Source organism: Pseudomonas bubulae, assembly GCF_900618535.1.
GTDB classification, from domain to species: Bacteria; Pseudomonadota; Gammaproteobacteria; order Pseudomonadales; family Pseudomonadaceae; genus Aquipseudomonas; species Aquipseudomonas bubulae.
On sequence record NZ_UYJA01000001.1, the window covers coordinates 878,657 to 898,336 of the forward strand.

Below are 19,680 nucleotides of genomic sequence, written 5' to 3' on the forward strand. Positions count from 1 at the left end.
GGCTCTTGCCATGACACTTATAATCACACTTAAGAAAAATATTAGCGCGCAAAAAAGATCACCACTAACAATCAAAAAAGATCTTGCATATTTTTATATATTCTATCTGCTTTTCGTTCTCACTTGCATACTATCTCTAACGCAGGACCGAGACACAGGCTCTCTATATGTTCTAGCCCAATATGTATTCATACTGTGTTTCTTTTTCCTCACTTCATCTACCAGTATTGAATGCTCCGGAATAAAACCACTGTACAGTTTTTTTGTAATTGCATGCCTTATTGTATTAGCAACTAAAACCGGCCATTATGACCAAGACGGCAACTACTCATTCATCTATGACAACCCAAATGCTTTCTCTACAGTCTCATCAATGTTACTAGTCCCGTTCTATTTCTTGGTCCCTCGAAGCACACAAAAAAAATTAATTATAATTCTTGCGCTGTTAGTAATCGTATTCTCAAAAGGTAGATCAGCACTACTCGGAGCACTACTTGGGATTCTCTTTGCTATATATATAGCAAAGCATCGCAATACACGAAAATACTCATTCACGCTGCTAACTGCACTATTACTTACAATATCTTTATTTATTTACCTGACAGTAAATTTCTATCAATCACCACTTGGTCTCCTCCTGAATGAAATGATGTTCAGCAACACCGGGAAGAATTTATTCTCTGGCAGAGAAAAATTATGGGAACAATTATTCCATGCCATAAACCAAAGTCCCTTCCTTGGTCATGGCCTTAACAGCCATGCAAGTCAATATGCAGACGTAACCTACTCTGCGCACAATCAATTTATACAGACAACGTTACAATCTGGTGTATTTAGCACTCTTTTTTTAATGCTAGCCCTGATATCTTTAGCACTTTTTTTCTCAAAGAAAATTCAGTCTGCAACAGACATTCATCTCAAGAAAAAATATTCTACTGGCCTGGCACTAGTTGTAATGGTCATATTTCAAAATAACTTTGAAATATACCTACTACAAAACAACATGGAGTTGAGCCTCCTGTTTTGGACACTAATTGGGATCCTAGCATCCCCCCCGAACACTAAAAGGCAGTATAGTCATGCGCTACAGCATAATAATCCCAAGCTATAATGAAGAAAACTATATTGAGAGTTGCTTAAAGTCGTTACTGGACTGCGAGACCCCCTCCAACGAATACGAAATCATCGTTATCGATGGTGGAAGCACTGACTCGACTAGACAAATTGTAAATACACACATCGAAAAAAATCCAAACATCCAACTCATTCAAAACCCAAAAACCAAGCAAGTATTTGCTCTAAATATTGGTATTCAAGCGTGTCGCGGAGAGTATATTATACGATGCGATGCTCACTCGGAATACCCATATAATTATGCAGAAACACTAGTAAATTATCTAAGCACCTCGGAAAGCAGCCTTGTAAATGTAGGAAGCACCTACTTAACAACAAATAAAAACTCCGGAGCCTTTGCGAAAAGCATTAAAACTGCAATGTCCAATCCTTTCGGAGTCGGAATATCGCATAGAAGCAAAGAAATATCCAAACCCACAGAGGTTGATACTGTGCTTTTTGGCGCTTGGCGCAAAACCACTTTTGCTGAAGTAGGGGGGTTTGACGAAAATTTTATTCGCGGCCAAGACTACGAACACAACATCAGAATTAAAAAAGCTGGCGGCACTGTAGTTCAAATCCCATCACCTCCATTCAAATACAACACCCGAGACAGCTTATCAAAATTCTCTAGGATGATTTTTCAATATGCTTACTGCAAGCCTATTATACTAAAAAAGCACGGCACATTTCCCCCTGCAAGGGCAATCATACCAGCGGCTTTTTTAATCAATATTCCACTTTCACTTATCAGCACCACATCTCTCTTTCTTACTGGCTCCTACCTCTTGATATCTGCAACTGTTTCGATGAGAAGCGTCTTAAAAAAAGAAATATCTCTACGCGAACATCCATTGCTTATGCTAACGTTCCTTATTGGACATTTAAGCCATGGAGCAGGGACTATCAAAGGGTTGTTAAATTCATACATATCAAACAAAACCAACACTAGCTTCGAGCATACAAGATAACTTTCAGAAATCCCCCAAAACAAGAGCTGCGATCTGGCTAAGCACCTTACTTTCAGGCCCCATCTTCAGCAAGATGGCGCTGCTTAACATATTAGATACCTGCCTAAGCTCTTTTTTATACTGGTTGCTTCGCTCAGCGATCTTTACAATTAACAAACACTGCTTTAAATTTAATAGATCGAATAAGCAATAAATTAAAACCCTCTGAACGTTATAAAACGTCAGCGATCACTACCTCTCTACGCGGGTATTCTTGAACCGGCATATGAAATAAAATGCGCGGGATGAAACCACTTGGGTGTATTGCTTGTCGTATAATGCAGGCCCAAGCGCTGGAGAATTTGAGTTGGCAACCTTAGGCACGCTTGCTCAAATGCCACTGCAAATACTGATTACTCATCAAAAGGATTTCCAATGAACAAATTTATCGTTTCCGCCCTCGCACTTGCCTTGAGCGCTTCTGCATTCGCAGCTGAGCCTGTAGCAGCACCGGCTCCAGACTCAGCAGCAGAATCGGGTGCGGCTGGCACTACTTCAGGCACCTCCTTGACCACCACCACCGGTGTACTTGGTGGCGTAAGCACAACAACGGCTGTAGGCCTGGGTGTTGCAGCCGCTGCCGGCATTGCCGCTGCAGCTTCGGGCGGTGGTGGTGGGGGTGGCGGCAATGGCGGTACTACTGGTACTACTGGTACTACTGGTACCACGGGCACTACCGGTACCAACTAAGTACCTGCCAGGTCGAAAGGACTAAACCACCTGGAAAATTCCAGGCATTTGATTTTGATGTGTTTCCTTTACAAGTGTCCTCAATGATGATTCGTAGTTTGTCGTTCGCGGTACTTGCAGGGTTCGCCCTGCAAGGTTGTATGTTTGCGCCCGGTCAGTACCTGGATACCAGTGAGATCGGAACTGAAGGCTCTCCAGAAAGCAGTCGGGTTGAGCTAATCCCCATCACTCCCAAGCTGATTGCGCAAAACGCGGCGACACACGTCTCAAGCTCGGTGCCAGCAGCCTTGTTGGCATTCAAGCCTGCGGCCTACAGAATCGGCGCCAACGATGTACTGTATATCACCGTTTGGGATCACCCTGAGTTGACGGCGCCTTCCGGCCCGCAGCAGCAGATTGATTCCAACGGTCGCTTAGTACGCCCTGATGGCACCATTTTTTACCCGTACATTGGCCAGGTCGATGCAGCGGGCAAAACCATCGAAGAGCTTCGCACTACTATCTCCGACCGTCTTCGGCAGTATGTAGATAGCCCTCAGGTCGATTTGAACGTGCTTCGCTTTGCCAGCCAAAAGGCAATTCTTGCCGGTGCCGTGAACAAAGCTGGGCCAATGCCTATCACTACTTCACCGCTAAGCGTGATTGAGGCACTCGGCGCTGCCGGGGTTCAACCAGCCAATGCGGATCTGTCTGGGCTGATACTGACCCGTGACGGCAAGGAGTATGTATTGGATATCGATGCCCTGAACTCCAGCGGCTCGCAGTTGCAAAATGTGTTCTTGAAAGACGGTGACCAGTTGTACCTGCCTTACAATGACCGCAAAAAGATTTATGTCATGGGTGAAGTTCTTTCTCCCCAGGCTATCCGCTTCAAAACCAAAAACATGAACCTGGCTGATGTTGTCGGCTCGGTTGGCGGCTTGAACCAAACTACTTCCAACGGCAATGCGCTGTATGTAATCCGTGGCGCAGAGAACCTTGAGACGCAACCGGTTCAGGTTTTCCAACTGGATGGTGAGTCACCGGTATCCTTTGCGGTTGCCAGCCATTTTGAGTTGAAGCCGCAGGACATCGTCTACGTGGGCCCTGCCCAGGTTACCCGTTGGAACCGCCTGATCAGCCAGTTGTTGCCATCGGCAACCATTCTGGGTACAGGCGCTGCAGCCGGTAACAACCTCAGTGAAGCCAGCAGCCGATAAGGTTTGAGCCGTTTTGAAAACTCTTCGTAACCGCTCATGCCTGGTGGCGTGCCTGTTGCTGTGTGGCTGTAGCCCGCTGATGCAGGGCTCGCTCGATACCTTTAAGGCCGCCGTACAAGGCGTGGAGCCGCTGCAATTGACAGCGGCCGACGTCACGGCCGTGCCTTATGCGCAAATCCTGGTAACCACACCCTCCAGTCAAGGTGTGATGGCCAAGCTTCGCCAGCAGGGTGACCTGCAGTACTGGGTCGCCTCGGGCAAGCAAGTGTTGCTGATGCGCAACGGTCTGGTGGTTCGTACCACCGGGCTGGAGCCAAGCCTGGACGGTACCCGTTTTGACGGGCAGTCGCCGTTCAAGCGCGGTTTGCAGCATGTGGCAGACGGTGAGCGCAGTACGCGCTGGATCGATATCTATCAGGGTCAACAGGTCGGCCTGGCGGTTAACAGCCGCTTTGTGCGTAAAAGCCTGGAAACCGTGAGCATTCTCGATAAGCCTTATGTGCTGCAGCGCATCGATGAAAAATTTGAAATTCCGGCCCTGGGCTTTAGCGGCACCAACCATTTTTGGGTGCGCCCCGAAGACGGGGTGATCCTGCAAAGCGAGCAATATGTTACGCCAGGGCTTGAGCTGCGCATTGTCCATCTGCGCCCTGACTGGGAGGCTACCCAGTGATCTCTTTAAAAAAACTGGCCCTGTGCGTGCTGCTCAGTCATGCCGCTATCAGCCAGGCCGCCGTGTCCGTCAGCGGTGATGTGCTCAAACCCGTCAGCGTGGCTTATAAACCCGGTATGCGTTTGCTGGATGTGATCAGCCAGGCCCAACCCAATCCGGAAAGCTACTGGCTGGCAGCCGCATGGTTGCATCAGCCTGAAGTTGAGAAGCAAACGCGGCTCAAGGTAGGGGTGCTGTTTGACCTGAAACTGCTACAGCGCGGCGCCTTGCTCAATAACAACCACGGCCTCGCAGCGGTGGCGGCACGTCTGCACCAGGACATCAGTCAATTGCCTGTTACTGGCCGGAAAGCGGTTAACCTTGACCCGGTCGCGCTGGAAGTCGGCTTTGCCCACAACTATCTGCTCAGTGATGGCGACAAGGTAACTTACCCGACGCGCACCAATAGTGTGTCCGTGGTAGGCGCAGTGGAACATGACTGCACCCTGCCCTATCAGCCCCTGCTGGAAGTACGTGACTACCTCGACAGCTGCCCGCGACTGAAAGAGGCGGAAGCGGATTTCCTGTGGTTGATACACCCTGATGGCACCTACAAGCGTGTTGCCATTGCCGCCTGGAACCGTGAGGACGGCGTATATGCCGTGGCGGGCAGCAAGATTCTGGTGCCCGTACGCAATGACAATGCCGATTTGCCCACACCTGATTTAAACGAGCAGTTGGCGCAATTCCTCGCCACCCAACCGCTGGCTGAGGTTGCACCTTGAAGTTACGTTTTGTTGTTGTCGCCTTGTTACCTTACAGCCTGGCCCATGCGGAGCCGCGCTATACCCAGAATGACTTTGGTGGTGTCGGCCTGCTGCAAACACCCACGGCACGAATGGCGCCTGCAGGTGAGTTAAGCCTGAACGCCAACCGTACAGATCCCTATTCACGTTATAGCCTGTCTTTGCAGCCCCTTGACTGGCTGGAAGGGACATTTCGCTACACCGCCATTACCAACAGGATGTACGGCTCAGAGGCGCTGAGTGGAAGCCAGAGCTATAAGGACAAGGCGGTCGATGCCAAAGTCAGACTCTGGCAAGAAAGTCACTGGCTGCCCGAAGTAGCATTGGGCTTCAGGGATATCGGCGGTACAGGCTTGTTCTCGAGCGAATACTTTGTCGCTAACAAACGATACAAAAATTTGGATTTTAGCCTAGGGATTGCCTGGGGCTACATCGGTAACCGCGCTGATATAGACAACCCGCTGGGATTTATTGATGACCGTTTTGACACACGCCCATCTCATACAAGCGTAGGCGATGTTAACACCAGCACATATTTCCGTGGCTCACCAGCGCTTTTTGGCGGGGTTTTGTATCAAACGCCTTGGGCACCCTTGAGTCTAAAACTCGAATTCGACGGTAATGACTACAAAAACGAACCTCAAAGCAACAACCAGATCCAGGACTCTCCGATCAACATCGGCGCAGTGTACAAGCTGAACGACAATATCGATCTTACCGCAGGCTGGGAACGCGGCAATACCGCCCTCTTCGGTATTACCCTGCATACCAACTTTGTCAGCCGCAAAGCACCGGTCAAAAGTTATGATCCGCCTGCCCAACCGTTACCGGTACAAGCACCGGTTGCTCCCCTGGAGGACATCGACTGGGCTGCGGTATCGCAACAACTGGAAAAAAATGCCGGCTATAAAGTCGAGCGAGTCGCCCAGCGCGATTCCGAACTGATGGTATATGGCGAGCAGTCGAAGTATTTCTACACTGCCAAGGGTGCGGGCCGGGCCAGCCGGATTCTGGACAATACCGCCAATGATCAGATCCAGTGGTTCACCATGGTCAACAAGCGTTATGACATGCCCGTGGAAGAAATCAGTGTCCCGCGCTCGACCTTTCGCGACGTGGTCAATAACGAACAGGATCTGGTCAATCTGCATCGCACCACCGAGGTCAACCGTGCCACGGCTCATTATGATAAAACCCTGTATCAGCACAAGCCTGATCCCTTTACCTATGGCTTTGGTCTGGGCTACCAGCAAAACCTTGGCGGGCCTGACGGCTTCCTGCTGTATCAAATCAGCGCCTATGCTGAAGGGCAATATCGCTTTACCCCAAATACATGGGCCAGTGGCGGGGTCAGCGTCAACCTGCTGAACAACTTTGACAAGTTCACCTATGACGCACCCAGCAATATGCCGCGTGTACGTACTGATTTGCGCCAATATGTCACCACCTCCGATATCACCATGCCAGCCTTACAACTTAACAAGGCAAAGCGACTGGACCAGGATCTGTATGGCATGGTCTACGGCGGTTATCTGGAATCGATGTATGCCGGTGTCGGCGGCGAACTCTTGTATCGCCCCATGGGTGAACGCTGGTCGATCGGCGCCGATTTGAACTATGTGCGGCAGCGGGCATTCGACCAGGGCTTTGGCCTACGAGACTACAGAACCGTAACTGGCCATATCACCACTTACACCAAGCTGCCGTTCGATCTGGACGCCGCAGTCAGCGTCGGCCGTTATCTGGCCCGTGACTGGGGTACCACCATTGATATCTCCCGCGAATTCACCAATGGCGTGAAGTTCGGCGGCTGGGTAACCCGTACCACGGCATCCAAGGAAGAATACGGCGAAGGTAGTTTCGACAAAGGCATCTATATCTCGATTCCATTCGACGAGATGATGAGTGTGTCGACCATGAGCCGCGCCAATATCGCCTGGGCCCCGCTAACTCGAGACGGTGGCGCCATGCTGCATCGCCAGTACTCGCTGCACACCATGACCGATGGCCGCAATCGTGATGCCTTCTATGAAAACTTCGAGAAGATCACCGAGTGAAGCCGCTGATTCAGCGCCTGGTTGATCTCCCATTTTGGCTGCGTGCACTGCTGTTTTTGGCCGTGTGCGCAGGCCTGCTGTTTACTGGCTTGCGCAGCCAGCCGATTCCGAAGCTTTTTGCCCAAGAAGACAAGCTGCATCACTTTATTGGTTTTTTCGCCCTGGCATTCAGTTGCCGCCTTGCGTTTTTGCCTGTCAAGCTGCACTGGATCGCCATCGGCTACGTACTGGCCGGGGTGTTGATTGAATATGCCCAGGCCCTTATTCCATTGCGCACAGCGTCGTTTTACGACGCACTTGCCAATACTGCCGGAGTGGCACTGGGCCTGCTAGTAGCTTGGCGCTTCTCGCGCCCCGCAAACATACATTGAACAATGTGCGAATTCATGCCAGATCCGATAATTTATACTGCCAACAACGCTATTTATCTCGATAAATCGACCTTCGATATGCACAAACTTGAAAATTGCCAGCAGAAATAACACTAAATGCAGCAAATGTTATAAAATGTCTGATTAGATATTGTCTTGTATGGCAAAATCCCACAGCCTCTAAGTACTTGGGTTAGGTGATATGCTTGCTGCAGGATGCACTACCGATATTCAGGCCCCCAAAGCGCTTAATTTTGTCTATAGCCAAGCGCTGGTCGATGATATAAATCAGCTTGTCACTGCTGAAGTGAGGCATCTCGACGCCTGCGACACGCTGGGGAATATGGCTTGCGATTTTAGTACCACAGAAGCCGCTTTTATTGAGGTGAATGCTCCTGAAGCTGTTAATGACAGCCTGGAGTTGCTTAAGCATATCCGTACAATCAATGAGTCTGCCTGTATTTATATACTGGTGACCCATAACAAATCGTTCAACAGTACCCATTATTATCTTGCCGGCGCCGATCACTGTATAAAGTTACCGGTTGATCCGCTGGAAAAGCAGGCATTACTGTCACGTACTTTAGCGGAGTCACACTGGGCCACAACTACCCACCTGACCCTTGACCGCACTCGGCTTTTATTGTGCAGCGCCAGTCAAAAAATTGAAATTTCGTATACTGAAATGATCATTATCGACGCACTGATACAAGCGCCGCAGCATGTACTGAGTCAGGACAGCATTGCTAAAACCCTGGCCCCCAATATTGTATTTTATGATCCGCGAGCATTGGAAAAAACCATTAGCCGCTTGAGAACCAAGATAAAAAAATACTATCACCTGGAATTAATTTTTAGTGTTCGCGCATTCGGTTATCGACTGCGTCGAGGCACTATTCAGGAATAAAACAATTACTTCATGAACTGCGCTGCAGCGCGCTGTAGTTCGCCAACTGGCACCCGCCTGACACCGACGAATGGAGACGTTGAAGCATGAAGGTAACACTCAGATACTCAGCTTACATACCCTCGACCAATAACAACTGGATTGCATATAGCTTACCCAGCGCAGCCCTTAAACAAAGCCCAGCTAGCCAACAGACCGGCGAACGCAGTCGTTCGCAGTGGCGTACGCTGCAATTGGATAGCTGGGTAAATGCACAGCGTGGCATGGTGCCTGCTAACAATCATGTATCTAACGCAGCCAGCTTGATAACGGCAATAAAGCCTCACTTGCTGAACATCCACCCCTGCTCTCTGGGCCTGACTGTTATTCCTACTTTGAAAACTCCCCTGACCTCTCCAGCCCTTGCGCCTACCGCACGCTATTCCAATAGCCCTGATACCTGGTTGTTTTGCTCAACATCACATCGCCTGTGCAATAACAACACCTGCATACAGCTGACTGCTATAGAGTCGCTGCTGATCAAGACTCTGACCCAAAGAGATGAGCGTGTTTGCAGCAAACAGGAACTTATTATCGGCATCAATAAAGATACATACAGCTACAGCGGTCTGGAAATGTGCCTCAGCCGACTCCAGAGCAAGTTTAAAGGTGTTTTTGGTGAGCGCCTGTTTCGCTCGGTACGCAACCGCGGTTATTGCCTGGTACAAGATGTGCAAATGACCGAATAAATGGCATAAAGCAATCACGCAACCGACCGATACAGGCAATTAGCTATTATATCGACATCACTGCAAGCCGTATTTTATCGCTCTATTAAAAATAACATTTGCTCAATGCCTTGTTATAAAACGTCGAACCCTTGTTACTGAGAACCTTTATTATCAACGTTTCGTGTGGCCGATACCTTATCAGATATAGCGCCGCTCAACGCCTGCACATGGAAGAGTGCTGTGATTTATTCACGTCAGTTGCTCCCCTATAGTCAAGTCATTATCACAAGGCTGCTACCTTGATTCATACACGTCTAGATCGTAAAACCGTGGCCAGAGGGCTGACTTTTTGGGGCCAGTGGGCTGTCGCCATGGCCTTTGTCATTGCGCTGTTAATGGCACTGGTCTATACCAAATTAGGCAGCGTCGATTTCCATTACCGCATGCTTGCCGTGCTGACCATGCTTGTATCCGTGCCCGCCTATTCCGCCACCCATGTTTACTATAAAAGACATACGCTTTTTAACGGCTGCATCCGTCTGTTTCTCGGATGGATGCTGACCCTGGCGTGTCTGTGCACCATCGGTTTCGTAACGAAATCCGGCGAGTTATTTTCCCGGGAAACCCTGCTCAGCTGGGCCGCCCTGGGCTTTCTGATTCAAGTGCCGCCGTATTTGATCCTGCATCGGCTCTCCAGGTTTTATCACCAGCGCAATAACCATCATTACAACAGCCTTATTATTGGTTCTGATGGTGTGGCCCTGAAACTGGCTGACAGTTTTATTGAACAAAACCACTTTCCATTGGTCGGGGTGGTCAGCGCTTCCCCCTTTGAAGACGCGACTAACTCCCCACTTATCGTGGGTGAACTGACCCAGTTACGCTCACTGATTACCGAACATAACATCCGCCGGCTTTATATTTCGCTGTCCCTGCAAGAAGCTCAGCGTATTGAAGCACTGTATATCGACCTGCTTGATTTGAATGTCGACGTTGTCTGGGTACCTGACTTGGACAGCATGATGTTGCTTAACCATTCGGTCAGTGAAATTGGCGGCCGCCCTGCTATCCATTTGAATGAAAGCCCGCTTACCAGCTATCCAACTGCAGCCTTGAGCAAGGCATTGATGGAGCGCTCGCTGTCACTGGCGGCCATTATCTGCCTAAGCCCGGTGCTTGCAGGAATTGCCATTGCCGTGAAATTGTCATCCCCTGGCCCGATCCTGTTTAAACAGCATCGCCATGGCTGGAATGGCAAGGTGATCAAGGTGTGGAAATTTCGCTCCATGCAAGTTCATGATGACAAACACGTCAAACAAGCCAGCCGCAACGATTCACGTGTAACAGCCGTTGGCCGCTTTATTCGCCGTACCTCGCTGGACGAACTGCCTCAACTGTTCAATGTGTTACATGGCGATATGGCATTAGTGGGACCTCGCCCTCATGCCGTTGCCCATAACGACTATTACACCGGCAAGATCCACGCTTATATGGCCCGTCACCGTATCAAGCCCGGCATTACCGGTCTGGCGCAAATCAGTGGCTGCCGTGGTGAAACCGATACCATTGAAAAGATGCAGAAGCGAGTAGAAATTGACCTCGACTACATCAACAACTGGTCATTGTGGCTCGATATCAAAATCATGATCAAGACCCCGCTTACCTTGATCTCGAAAGATATTTATTAAGAATTAATATTTTCTACTGCCTGTAGTTGAGCCTTCCGCATTGACTACAGGCATCAGCAGATAATATTCATATCGCCTAACTACCAAGATATACCATCAAAGTCAATCCGCTCGAAATCTAGAACCAACATGATCATGATGCTTGTTCAAAACCCAAACCCCGATGACTGAACTCACTAAAAAACCAACAAAACCAAGCTCAAAAACTTTCGCCCTCCAAATATATACAAAGAATTAAATTTAATACTTGTTCAGCTAAGCAAGTAATGCCACGATATTACCCGGCGCACACTAAAAACCAATCATATACGGTCTAGCTTTCGGAAGCCATAATGCTGCGAAATATTATATTTTCCGTTTTTTTATTTACGACACCCATTGCTCTATCGGCATCCCCCCTGACTTCACAAGTCATTAACTCTATGACACCTCCAAACCCAACTCTTAATATCCCCGAACTCCAGCCCATTTATTTATCAAACACTGGCGGATCCATTATAAATGCCAGCGCAATGAAATCTAATGATATTGCAATGCAACCTATACACGATTACCAAAACAAATTATCAAAACTGGGCGATAGTTATCTAAGTACAAAAGACTTAGCTGCAGCCGAACTTGCTGGACACTTCCTCACAAGCTGGGCACAAGCCGATGCCTTGACCGGTACGGAAAAGCACATAAGCGAATCTGATGTTAACCGCTATATGTTTCTTTCAGCTACCGCAATGAATTACCTTAAGGTAAAGCCTGCGCTTTCTTATAAAAACCAGAAGACTATCGAAATATGGCTTTTAAAGCTAGCAAAACGAAACAAGAAATCATCCATTTACCTCAATAGCAATGGCAATTTGCGCAGCTGGTATGCGCTAGGCATACTTGCCACAGGCATAGCAACTAACAACAACTCCCTAATTGATGAAGCACGAGAAAAATTCACTCTGGCAACTGGCCTTATTAATGATGACGGCACAATCGACACAGAAATTTCACGCCGACATCGAGCACTTATTTACACAGATGGCGCAGCCATCCCCCTTGTAATAATGGCTGAATTATCAAAAAAAATTAACGAAAACTGGTATACCATTCACTCAGGACGACTTGATCTAACCCAAGCTCGCATTCTCTACGGCATTAAAAATCCGAAATGGTTTCAGGATCGTTCAGGTGGGGCGACTCAAGAACTAACGCACCCTGGTTGCTGGTTAATTTTTTTTGCCATGCGCCATCCAGATAATCAAGAGGCGCATGAAGCTCTTGAGCAGAAATGGGGCGACTATCAGAGCCGCATTGGCGGGGCGGCTACAGTCCTTATTAAATCTGGTTTTTTCGCCCCACAGTAATTGCTCCGTAAAACCTAAATCAGCCAATGTGTGAGAAATCTTCCAAAAATACGGGACGGTTCAGCACTTTTTCGCAGCCTTCGAATTGGCCGGATACATGGCAGCGCATCTTTGCGTCTGCTCAAGGGCTGCGTGACAGATGTAAGCGTCAAATATTCCATAACTTTCATGATGTACTGTTCTGCAATCTAATTCTAAGCCAAAAATTTAGCGATACTGAAATTCCGTCTCAGAAAGCAACATCCACCGTGACAAACCTCAATCAACCCCCTCATACGTGGTCTGCTCAAAGACCAATAATCACTTAGGGCAAGCCCATAGATAGGCCCGGCCCCTTCCAATAGACACTTTAGGCCACGGCTTTCGACGAGGACATTGAAGATTATAAGCCTCATACCATAGTATCAAATGTTGCTCACCATACTTGCAGTGATAGCCATTGCCGTGAAGTTGTCGTCCCCTGGCCCGATCCTGTTTAAACAGCATCGCCATGGCTGGAATGGCAAGGTGATCAAGGTGTGGAAATTTCGCTCCATGCAAGTTCATGATGACAAACACGTCAAGCAAGCCAGCCGCAACGATTCACGTGTAACAGCCGTTGGCCGCTTTATCCGCCGTACCTCGCTGGACGAACTGCCTCAACTGTTCAATGTGTTACATGGCGATATGGCATTAGTGGGGCCTCGCCCTCACGCCGTTGCCCATAACGACTATTACACCGGCAAGATCCACGCTTATATGGCACGTCACCGTATCAAGCCCGGCATTACCGGCCTGGCGCAAATCAGTGGTTGCCGTGGTGAAACCGATACCATTGAAAAGATGCAGAAGCGGGTAGAAATTGACCTCGACTACATCAACAACTGGTCATTGTGGCTCGATATCAAAATCATGATCAAAACCCCGCTTACCTTGATCTCGAAAGATATTTACTGACAGTAGAGCGCCCTACCTCTGTGGGAGCGAGCCTGCTCGCGATGTTCTTTAAAACTTCGCGAGCAGGCTCGCTCCCACCCACTTAATAGCTTCACTCCCCCCGTACCTCCCGCCCCTTACCCCCTCCGTAACTCTTCCTTCAAATTCGCACTCAACACCCCCCTCCGCAATAGAAACTTCAATACTCTTATCCATCTTTAGTTGCCAGCCATTAAATTGGCGTCAATATACCCTCTAACTAACCCACTCTAAACACACAACAAAACAGCCTCATCGTCTCGACAGAAAACATACATGGCTATATGATATCACCCCGACAAGCAAGCCCCACCCAAACAGGATGTTTTGTGTGCCGAAGTTCTTTTACACGGACTGCGTAATAACCGATCTTAAACAAATAGACTTTCACCGCGACGAGTTTTCTGCCCGTATTAATGGTCGCACGGCCAAGCGCCTGACCATGCCCCATGAGCTTTATCACCTGCTTATGGCCGCTGATCGCAGTGCCAAACGCAGGGTCTGGTTTTACGCTCCAGGCTTCAATAAAGCGCTGGTTATCGCCGCGGTTCAACCTGCCGACCATCCGCACAACGTGCTGCGCAATCGCGCATTCAGCAGCCCTTACAAAATGATGTTCAGAACCTTGCTTGCCGGCGTGCTGGCCTGGTTCGCCACCTGGGCTTTGCTGGCGGTGCCTGTAATGTCCTGGTATGGCGCCAATGCGCAAAAGGGTGTGCCCTTGCTGGAAACACTCAGCCTGCAGATCGGGGCCGGGGTTGCGTTCCTGAGCTTCAGCTATTGGCTATGGGTTCGGCTAAAGATGCACCGGCTCCAGCGCTGGCCATCGGGGGATTTAACGCCTTATACCCAGGCAACTGTTCCTGCGCCAGAAGCCGCTCCATAGGCCACACATATCTTCGTAGCAGCTGACGAGCTCTGCGAAGTAGTCGTAAAGCCACCCACCCTTCGTGTTTCAGGTGCTCATGCATAACCGTTTTGCGAAGACTTTGCTGCCGGAGCACTCGCTGGACGTATTTATCGCTGCTCTAATCCTTGATGAAACCTCCAAAAAACAAGTTGCACAAACGCTGCACTCATCGCCACCCTATCAAAAGATCTTCCGCTCGCGATGCCCCCCCCCTAAATTCAGTGCACATATGTTTGATGAATATTTGAAACGATGGGATCTGACTATCGACGGCGAGGCTTTCACCTCCCTGAACGGTAATCTACTGCCCGTCCGCCAGCACGGCATACCCGCCATGCTCAAAATCTCGCAAGTAGCAGAGGAGCAAGCTGGTGGCCTGCTGATGGCTTGGTGGGACGGCAAGGGGGCTGCGCCCGTACTCGCCCATGATGACCAAGCCTTACTGATGCTACGCGCGCAGGGCCCTGCGTCACTTGCGCGGATGGCCAGTAGTGGCTGGGACGACGAAGCAACTCGCATCCTCTGCATGGTAGCCGCCCAACTGCATGCACCCGTTGCCAAGCCGACTCCCCCTCTGGTTCCACTGGAGCAATGGTTTGTGGCGTTATGGGACACGGCAGCGATACACGGCGGTATCCTCGAACACTGCGCAAGAACCGCACGGGAACTCCTGGCTGCTCCACGCGAAATAACGGTGCTGCATGGCGACATTCATCATGGCAATGTTCTGGATTTCGGCCCGTCAGGCTGGCTTGCCATCGATCCCAAGGGGCTCTACGGCGAGCGAGGCTTTGACTATGCGAACATTTTCTGTAATCCCGACAGTGAAAGCGCTCTGGCACCGGGATCTTTCACGCGTCGAATCGAAATTGTCGCAAAGGCTTCCGGCATCGATCGCCAGCGAATACTGCAATGGGTGCTCGCGTGGACAGGATTGTCGATAACCTGGATGCTCGAAGCCGATCTTGAACCAGGCACTAACCTCGGGGTGGCCAAACTGGCTGCAGCGGCCCTCGGCATCGGCGATTATCCATAATCCGCCACCAGTGTTCGCACAAGGATGCCCTCAATGATTCGTAGCGCCACTCCCTCTGATGCCATGGCCATTGCTCAAGTGCATATTCGCAGTTGGCAGCACGCGTACCGTGATCTGATGCCCAAGGAATACCTGGACTCACTGGACCGAACCCTGCACCAGCGCGCGTTATATTGGGCTAACGCCATACAGGCTGGCGATTCGACCCTGTTGGTTGCCGAGCTGGACAAGCAGATCATCGGCTGGATTTCGGTCGGGGCCAGTCGTGACCCGGATGCGGTTGCCTGCAACACAGGTGAAGTCATGGCGCTCTACGTTCTGGAAGCGCATTGGCAAACCGGCATCGGGCGTGCTTTATGGCAGGCAGGCGTTCAGCGGCTGATCGAACAGGGCCACAGTCGTTTGACCCTGTGGGTGTTAGTCCTTAATAACCGGGCGATTGGCTTCTATCGCAAGGCCGGATGGGTCGAAGATATCGGGACAAAACGTAATCTTGTGAGAGGCGGGGTGACACTGGAAGAGGTGAGGTATGAGTGCCCCATCACCCGCTGAATGACCGGGCTTACTACGATTGCCAGTAATGAACGGTATTTTTCGCACGCCCAAAACCCAAGGCTGATCGTAAACTCTCCAGGCCCCTTACCGATCGCAAATGGTTACACCTGATGAGCTGAAGGAAAGCGTATAACAAATGGATGAAGTCGTGCGGGGCGAGCGTCAGCCCTTTCGTGTACGGCGCCACCCCTGGTTAGCGCATGGCGCGAACACCTGGGCATTTCCCAGTCGACTTGCACGCTGCAAGAATCTGACTCGAAACCACGCAAGGCAACTCGGCATTAAATCACGGCGGCCATTCAAATAGCCCGTAGCAGGATTTAGTAATTCGCATTATTAAAAATTCGACTATAAGTAATGCAGCGGCTACTCAAGCAGATGATTCAGACGCTATCCCCCTCCGCTGTCAAAATACTGACAATCTCTCTCGACTGCATTTCTCCATGAGCCGACATTTAATAATGATCAAGATAATAAGTATTTTGTTAGTTGTATTTTCCATTGCAGGATGCAATGGCTTTGTAAAACCCGATTTATCGAGCCCCGTTAATGACGCCTACTTTGTGGTCTACTCAGGCTTTCCAGCCCCCTTTCTGTATACGGCCTCGGCCGTGCAGTGGAACGAGGATTACGCCGTAACGACCCGACATACCCCATTCCTGCCCGATGTCGCCTACACCTGCAGTACAGGCTGCGACCTTGCCTTTATCAAACACAAAGCAGATGGCCGCCTTCCTACCTGGCGAGCACCCTGCCTGGGTGAGGACGTAACGGCTGTCGGGATGAGCCCCTACATGATGACCACAACGGGTAAGGGCAAGGTGTATCAAACTCCCTTTCTGAATTTAAAGGAAGATAGCGGTGACCTTTATGGCATCCACGATGGGCCACTGATCAAAGGAATGTCGGGTGGGCCGGTCATGGGCAGTGACGGCAGTGTTGTGGGGATTAATGCCGGTTACTATTCAGTCACACCGAATGATATTGCTGCCCAGTCCGGCTTAAGGGGCGCCAAGCGGGTGAGTATCTTTGTTCCTTTCTCGATTATTGCCCGCGAGTGGCGAATGTTCCAGGCTCAGCTTAATAACCAGCATGGCCCGGCAGGCCCGGCCCTGAAAACTGATTTCTGCTCCACTTCAGGCTTGAGCCCGTTGAACATACCCACCAAATAAATACTCTAACGGCGTACCACTTGCGTGCGCAGTTTTAGCCAGTTTGTTCTTATCTACTATCAGGGCCGAGCTATCAGCCAGCCCTGAAAGTTAGTGTATGGAACACGCGATTATTTCGCACTTTGATAACAACCCCTCTCACAATGACTACCCCGACCAGTCATTTGATAACTAAATACTGCGAACACACCATGATAATAGTGCCGCTCATGACTGCCGAGGGAGGACTTGAGATGGGATACACCAACAGTTCGGCTTGCCTGTACATCATGCATAATTAAGACTCCAAAACAGGTCGTTATATTGGCCTATTTGGCATCCATTTCGACCGGGCGAGCTGACGCCCGCATAGATTCTGAAGTTCACGCCCATATTCAGGGGATACCACCAGCATGATCAACCGCCCCCCCTTATGCAATGACTCCAAGCCTAGCCTTCAACAACTTGCATCCCCAACAATTACCACGCTGATTTCATCGAGCTGACCACAAGCCGCAGGATTTAGGCCATTCCCCAGGTTGCGCAAGCGATCCCAAAAATTGCGGAAGTGATCGGCCAAATCGCAGGCATAAAAAAACCCCGTAGACGTTAATCTACGGGGTTTTCGAATGTGGAGGCCGAAGCCGGAATCGAACCGGCGTGGGCGGATTTGCAATCCGCTGCATAACCATTTTGCTATTCGGCCAATTGTGCTTGATGATTCCTTGGAAACATCAAAAACAAGAGTTTGTTACTGCGACTATATCGCTACAAGCATTTGATTCTTCAGCACTTCAGGTTGTTGCCCCCGGGCTGATGGCGCGCATTATGTACTAGAAGCTGGAAGCTGGCAACCCCCTGAATTCTAATAATTTTTAGTTATTTTTCAGCCCCCCGTTTTCAAATCACGACGTTGCGTACAAAGCGCAGTAGTCCGTCGCCTTCGTTGCGGTAGGCATGGGGGCGGTTACTGGCGTACATATGGAACTCGCCCGCCGCTATATGCAGCGTCCGGTCGTCCATCACCAGGGTCAGGCAACCCTCAAATACGTAGAGCTGTTCGCTCCAGCCCTCGGCATCCGCCTGGGAGTGGTATTCCTCACCCGGCTCCAGTGTCCACTCCCACAGTTCTACTTCCCGTGTGGCGCTGGCCTTGGACAGTAGAACTGCCTTGCTGCCCACCCGCGTGCCCGTCCAGGCCACTTCGTTGATGCGGCTCGGGTCCGCGGAACCCGGGGCCTGGATCAGGTCGCTAAAGGCTACGTTCAACGCCTCCGCCACACGGTCAAGGGTGCTAAGGCTGACGTTCTTTTCGCCTGCCTCGATCGCCACCAGCATTCGCCGGCTTACCCCGGACTGTTCTGACAATGCGCTCTGGCTCAGGTGCGCAAGCAGCCTGAGACGTCGTACGTTCTGGCTGACGTGCTGGAGAACGGATGCGCGTTGTGAATTTTCTTTGGGCACTATATTGCTCACCTTGTGGGGCTGCGCAGTATACTGCCCAGCTTTGGCGCATTGTGCGTCTCCATTCCCGTCACACGCAAGGTTGCAATGTCATTGAAACTACCCGGGTTGCTGTCATTGACGTCCCGCTTCAGTAAAGCGGAGTGTGTGCTGATCCTGATCACCATGGTCTGGGGCATCACCTTTCTATTGGTACAACATGCCTTGACGGCAAGTGGGCCGATGTTTTTTGTCGGCCTGCGTTTTGCGGCCGCGGCGGCCATGGTCGCGCTGTTTTCTCTGCGCAGTTTGCGTGGCATCACGCTGTTCGAGCTCAAGGCCGGGATGTTTATCGGGGTGTCGATCATGCTCGGCTACGGTTTGCAGACCATCGGCCTGCAAACCATTCCCAGTAGCCAGTCGGCCTTTATTACCGCGCTGTATGTGCCTTTCGTGCCCCTGCTGCAATGGCTGGTGCTGGGGCGCAGGCCCGGGTTGATGCCGAGCCTGGGGATCATGCTGGCCTTTACCGGGCTGATGCTGCTGTCCGGCCCCGGCGGCGCATCGCTGGATTTCAGCCCGGGAGAGATCGCCACGTTGATCAGTGCCATTGCCATAGCGGCGGAGATTATTCTGATCAGTGCTTATGCGGGCAAGGTGGATGTGCGCCGCGTCACGGTGGTGCAGCTCAGTACTGCGTCCATTCTGGCCTTTTTGATGATTATTCCAACACAAGAGGCCACTCCTGACTTTTCATGGCTATTGTTAGCCAGTGCTGTCGGCCTGGGTGGCGCCAGTGCGGTGATTCAGGTGGCCATGAACTGGGCACAGAAAAGCGTTTCACCCACCCGCGCCACCCTGATTTATGCCGGCGAGCCGGTCTGGGCAGGCATCGCCGGGCGCCTGGCGGGCGAGCGTTTGCCAGGCATTGCCTTGCTGGGTGCCGTATTGATTGTTGCAGCGGTGATCGTCAGTGAGTTAAAAACCAAGGGTAAAAAGCCCGAAGCGCTTGAGGACAAGCAAGGCGATCAAGCCTGCGATTGAAGCTGCAAGCCTGAAAGACGGTACGATTTTTTTTACTT

General features: G+C 50.5%; 18 protein-coding genes, 1 tRNA gene and 1 pseudogene. 18 read left to right on the forward strand and 2 right to left on the reverse strand.

The annotated features are described in order from the left end of the window. Window positions 1-373: 373 nt before the first annotated feature. The 17 genes and pseudogenes from PPTH39_RS23835 (at window position 374) to PPTH39_RS23685 (ending at window position 17,176) form a co-directional block, all read left to right on the forward strand. Window positions 374-1,111: an O-antigen ligase family protein gene (locus tag PPTH39_RS23835; RefSeq protein WP_416068811.1), complete on the forward strand. Its 738-nt coding sequence runs from the start codon at window positions 374-376 to the stop codon at window positions 1,109-1,111. Next, the gene (locus tag PPTH39_RS03770; protein WP_130871622.1) at window positions 1,080-2,084 is read left to right on the forward strand and encodes a glycosyltransferase family 2 protein; all 1,005 of its coding nucleotides are present in this window, start codon (window positions 1,080-1,082) and stop codon (window positions 2,082-2,084) included. Before PPTH39_RS23835 ends, PPTH39_RS03770 begins: the two co-directional genes overlap by 32 nt. 414 nt (window positions 2,085-2,498) lie before the next feature. Beyond that, window positions 2,499-2,813, forward strand: coding sequence for a hypothetical protein (locus PPTH39_RS03775; RefSeq protein ID WP_130871623.1), 315 nt, complete (start codon window positions 2,499-2,501; stop codon window positions 2,811-2,813). Between the two features lie 86 nt (window positions 2,814-2,899). Then, window positions 2,900-4,012 carry a polysaccharide biosynthesis/export family protein gene (locus tag PPTH39_RS03780; RefSeq protein ID WP_416068812.1) on the forward strand — a complete coding sequence of 371 codons (1,113 nt, stop codon included), beginning with the start codon at window positions 2,900-2,902 and terminating at the stop codon, window positions 4,010-4,012. A 13-nt stretch (window positions 4,013-4,025) separates the two neighbouring features. Continuing rightward, on the forward strand, window positions 4,026-4,685 hold the full coding sequence (locus tag PPTH39_RS03785) for a YjbF family lipoprotein (RefSeq protein WP_130871625.1): 660 nt from the start codon (window positions 4,026-4,028) through the stop codon (window positions 4,683-4,685). Further along, window positions 4,682-5,449: a capsule biosynthesis GfcC family protein gene (locus tag PPTH39_RS03790; RefSeq protein ID WP_130871626.1), complete on the forward strand. Its 768-nt coding sequence runs from the start codon at window positions 4,682-4,684 to the stop codon at window positions 5,447-5,449. Before PPTH39_RS03785 ends, PPTH39_RS03790 begins: the two co-directional genes overlap by 4 nt. Then, window positions 5,446-7,527, forward strand: coding sequence for a YjbH domain-containing protein (locus PPTH39_RS03795; RefSeq protein WP_130871627.1), 2,082 nt, complete (start codon window positions 5,446-5,448; stop codon window positions 7,525-7,527). The genes PPTH39_RS03790 and PPTH39_RS03795 overlap by 4 nt, the downstream gene beginning before the upstream one ends. Then, window positions 7,524-7,898, forward strand: coding sequence for a VanZ family protein (locus PPTH39_RS03800; RefSeq protein WP_130871628.1), 375 nt, complete (start codon window positions 7,524-7,526; stop codon window positions 7,896-7,898). Before PPTH39_RS03795 ends, PPTH39_RS03800 begins: the two co-directional genes overlap by 4 nt. 202 nt (window positions 7,899-8,100) lie before the next feature. Beyond that, complete coding sequence (locus tag PPTH39_RS03805; RefSeq protein ID WP_130871629.1) at window positions 8,101-8,805, forward strand: winged helix-turn-helix domain-containing protein; 705 nt, start codon at window positions 8,101-8,103, stop codon at window positions 8,803-8,805. An 86-nt stretch (window positions 8,806-8,891) separates the two neighbouring features. After that, window positions 8,892-9,533: a winged helix-turn-helix domain-containing protein gene (locus tag PPTH39_RS23680; RefSeq protein WP_232527601.1), complete on the forward strand. Its 642-nt coding sequence runs from the start codon at window positions 8,892-8,894 to the stop codon at window positions 9,531-9,533. A 281-nt stretch (window positions 9,534-9,814) separates the two neighbouring features. Next, on the forward strand, window positions 9,815-11,203 hold the full coding sequence (locus PPTH39_RS03815) for an undecaprenyl-phosphate glucose phosphotransferase (RefSeq protein WP_130871630.1): 1,389 nt from the start codon (window positions 9,815-9,817) through the stop codon (window positions 11,201-11,203). Between the two features lie 332 nt (window positions 11,204-11,535). Further along, a complete protein-coding gene (locus tag PPTH39_RS03820) occupies window positions 11,536-12,549 on the forward strand; it encodes an alginate lyase family protein (RefSeq protein ID WP_130871631.1) in 1,014 nt (337 codons plus the stop codon). Between the two features lie 420 nt (window positions 12,550-12,969). Continuing rightward, window positions 12,970-13,485 (forward strand): annotated as a pseudogene (locus tag PPTH39_RS03825) (exopolysaccharide biosynthesis polyprenyl glycosylphosphotransferase); the annotation flags it as partial. Between the two features lie 349 nt (window positions 13,486-13,834). Further along, window positions 13,835-14,389 carry a hypothetical protein gene (locus PPTH39_RS03830; protein ID WP_095000581.1) on the forward strand — a complete coding sequence of 185 codons (555 nt, stop codon included), beginning with the start codon at window positions 13,835-13,837 and terminating at the stop codon, window positions 14,387-14,389. A gap of 253 nt (window positions 14,390-14,642) precedes the next feature. Then, on the forward strand, window positions 14,643-15,449 hold the full coding sequence (locus tag PPTH39_RS03835; protein WP_130871801.1) for an aminoglycoside phosphotransferase family protein: 807 nt from the start codon (window positions 14,643-14,645) through the stop codon (window positions 15,447-15,449). Window positions 15,450-15,482: 33 nt separating this feature from the next. Continuing rightward, entirely contained in the window at window positions 15,483-16,001 is a 519-nt protein-coding gene (locus tag PPTH39_RS03840) for a GNAT family N-acetyltransferase (protein WP_130871632.1), read from the forward strand. 464 nt (window positions 16,002-16,465) lie between these two features. Next, entirely contained in the window at window positions 16,466-17,176 is a 711-nt protein-coding gene (locus PPTH39_RS23685; protein WP_232527603.1) for a serine protease, read from the forward strand. 611 nt (window positions 17,177-17,787) lie between these two features. Here PPTH39_RS23685 and PPTH39_RS03850 read toward each other — a convergent pair. Together PPTH39_RS03850 and PPTH39_RS03855 are read right to left on the reverse strand one after the other, a co-directional pair. Beyond that, window positions 17,788-17,861: transfer RNA gene (locus PPTH39_RS03850), tRNA-Cys, on the reverse strand. A gap of 194 nt (window positions 17,862-18,055) precedes the next feature. Next, the gene (locus PPTH39_RS03855; RefSeq protein ID WP_095000586.1) at window positions 18,056-18,619 is read right to left on the reverse strand and encodes a helix-turn-helix domain-containing protein; all 564 of its coding nucleotides are present in this window, start codon (window positions 18,617-18,619) and stop codon (window positions 18,056-18,058) included. A gap of 87 nt (window positions 18,620-18,706) precedes the next feature. On the opposite strand from PPTH39_RS03855, the gene PPTH39_RS03860 reads away from it, so the two are divergent. After that, window positions 18,707-19,642: a DMT family transporter gene (locus tag PPTH39_RS03860; protein WP_178110313.1), complete on the forward strand. Its 936-nt coding sequence runs from the start codon at window positions 18,707-18,709 to the stop codon at window positions 19,640-19,642. The last annotated feature ends 38 nt before the right edge of the window (window positions 19,643-19,680 follow it).

Bases quoted from the DNA above. Each gene is read 5' to 3' on its own strand.
- PPTH39_RS23835 (WP_416068811.1), top strand. From the start codon at position 374: ATGTTACTAGTCCCGTTCTATTTCTTGGTCCCTCGAAGCACACAAAAA.
- PPTH39_RS03770 (WP_130871622.1), top strand. From the start codon at position 1,080: ATGCGCTACAGCATAATAATCCCAAGCTATAATGAAGAAAACTATATT.
- PPTH39_RS03775 (WP_130871623.1), top strand. From the start codon at position 2,499: ATGAACAAATTTATCGTTTCCGCCCTCGCACTTGCCTTGAGCGCTTCT.
- PPTH39_RS03780 (WP_416068812.1), top strand. From the start codon at position 2,900: ATGATTCGTAGTTTGTCGTTCGCGGTACTTGCAGGGTTCGCCCTGCAA.
- PPTH39_RS03805 (WP_130871629.1), top strand. From the start codon at position 8,101: ATGCTTGCTGCAGGATGCACTACCGATATTCAGGCCCCCAAAGCGCTT.
- PPTH39_RS23680 (WP_232527601.1), top strand. From the start codon at position 8,892: ATGAAGGTAACACTCAGATACTCAGCTTACATACCCTCGACCAATAAC.
- PPTH39_RS03820 (WP_130871631.1), top strand. From the start codon at position 11,536: ATGCTGCGAAATATTATATTTTCCGTTTTTTTATTTACGACACCCATT.
- PPTH39_RS03835 (WP_130871801.1), top strand. From the start codon at position 14,643: ATGTTTGATGAATATTTGAAACGATGGGATCTGACTATCGACGGCGAG.
- PPTH39_RS03840 (WP_130871632.1), top strand. From the start codon at position 15,483: ATGATTCGTAGCGCCACTCCCTCTGATGCCATGGCCATTGCTCAAGTG.
- PPTH39_RS23685 (WP_232527603.1), top strand. From the start codon at position 16,466: ATGATCAAGATAATAAGTATTTTGTTAGTTGTATTTTCCATTGCAGGA.
- PPTH39_RS03860 (WP_178110313.1), top strand. From the start codon at position 18,707: ATGTCATTGAAACTACCCGGGTTGCTGTCATTGACGTCCCGCTTCAGT.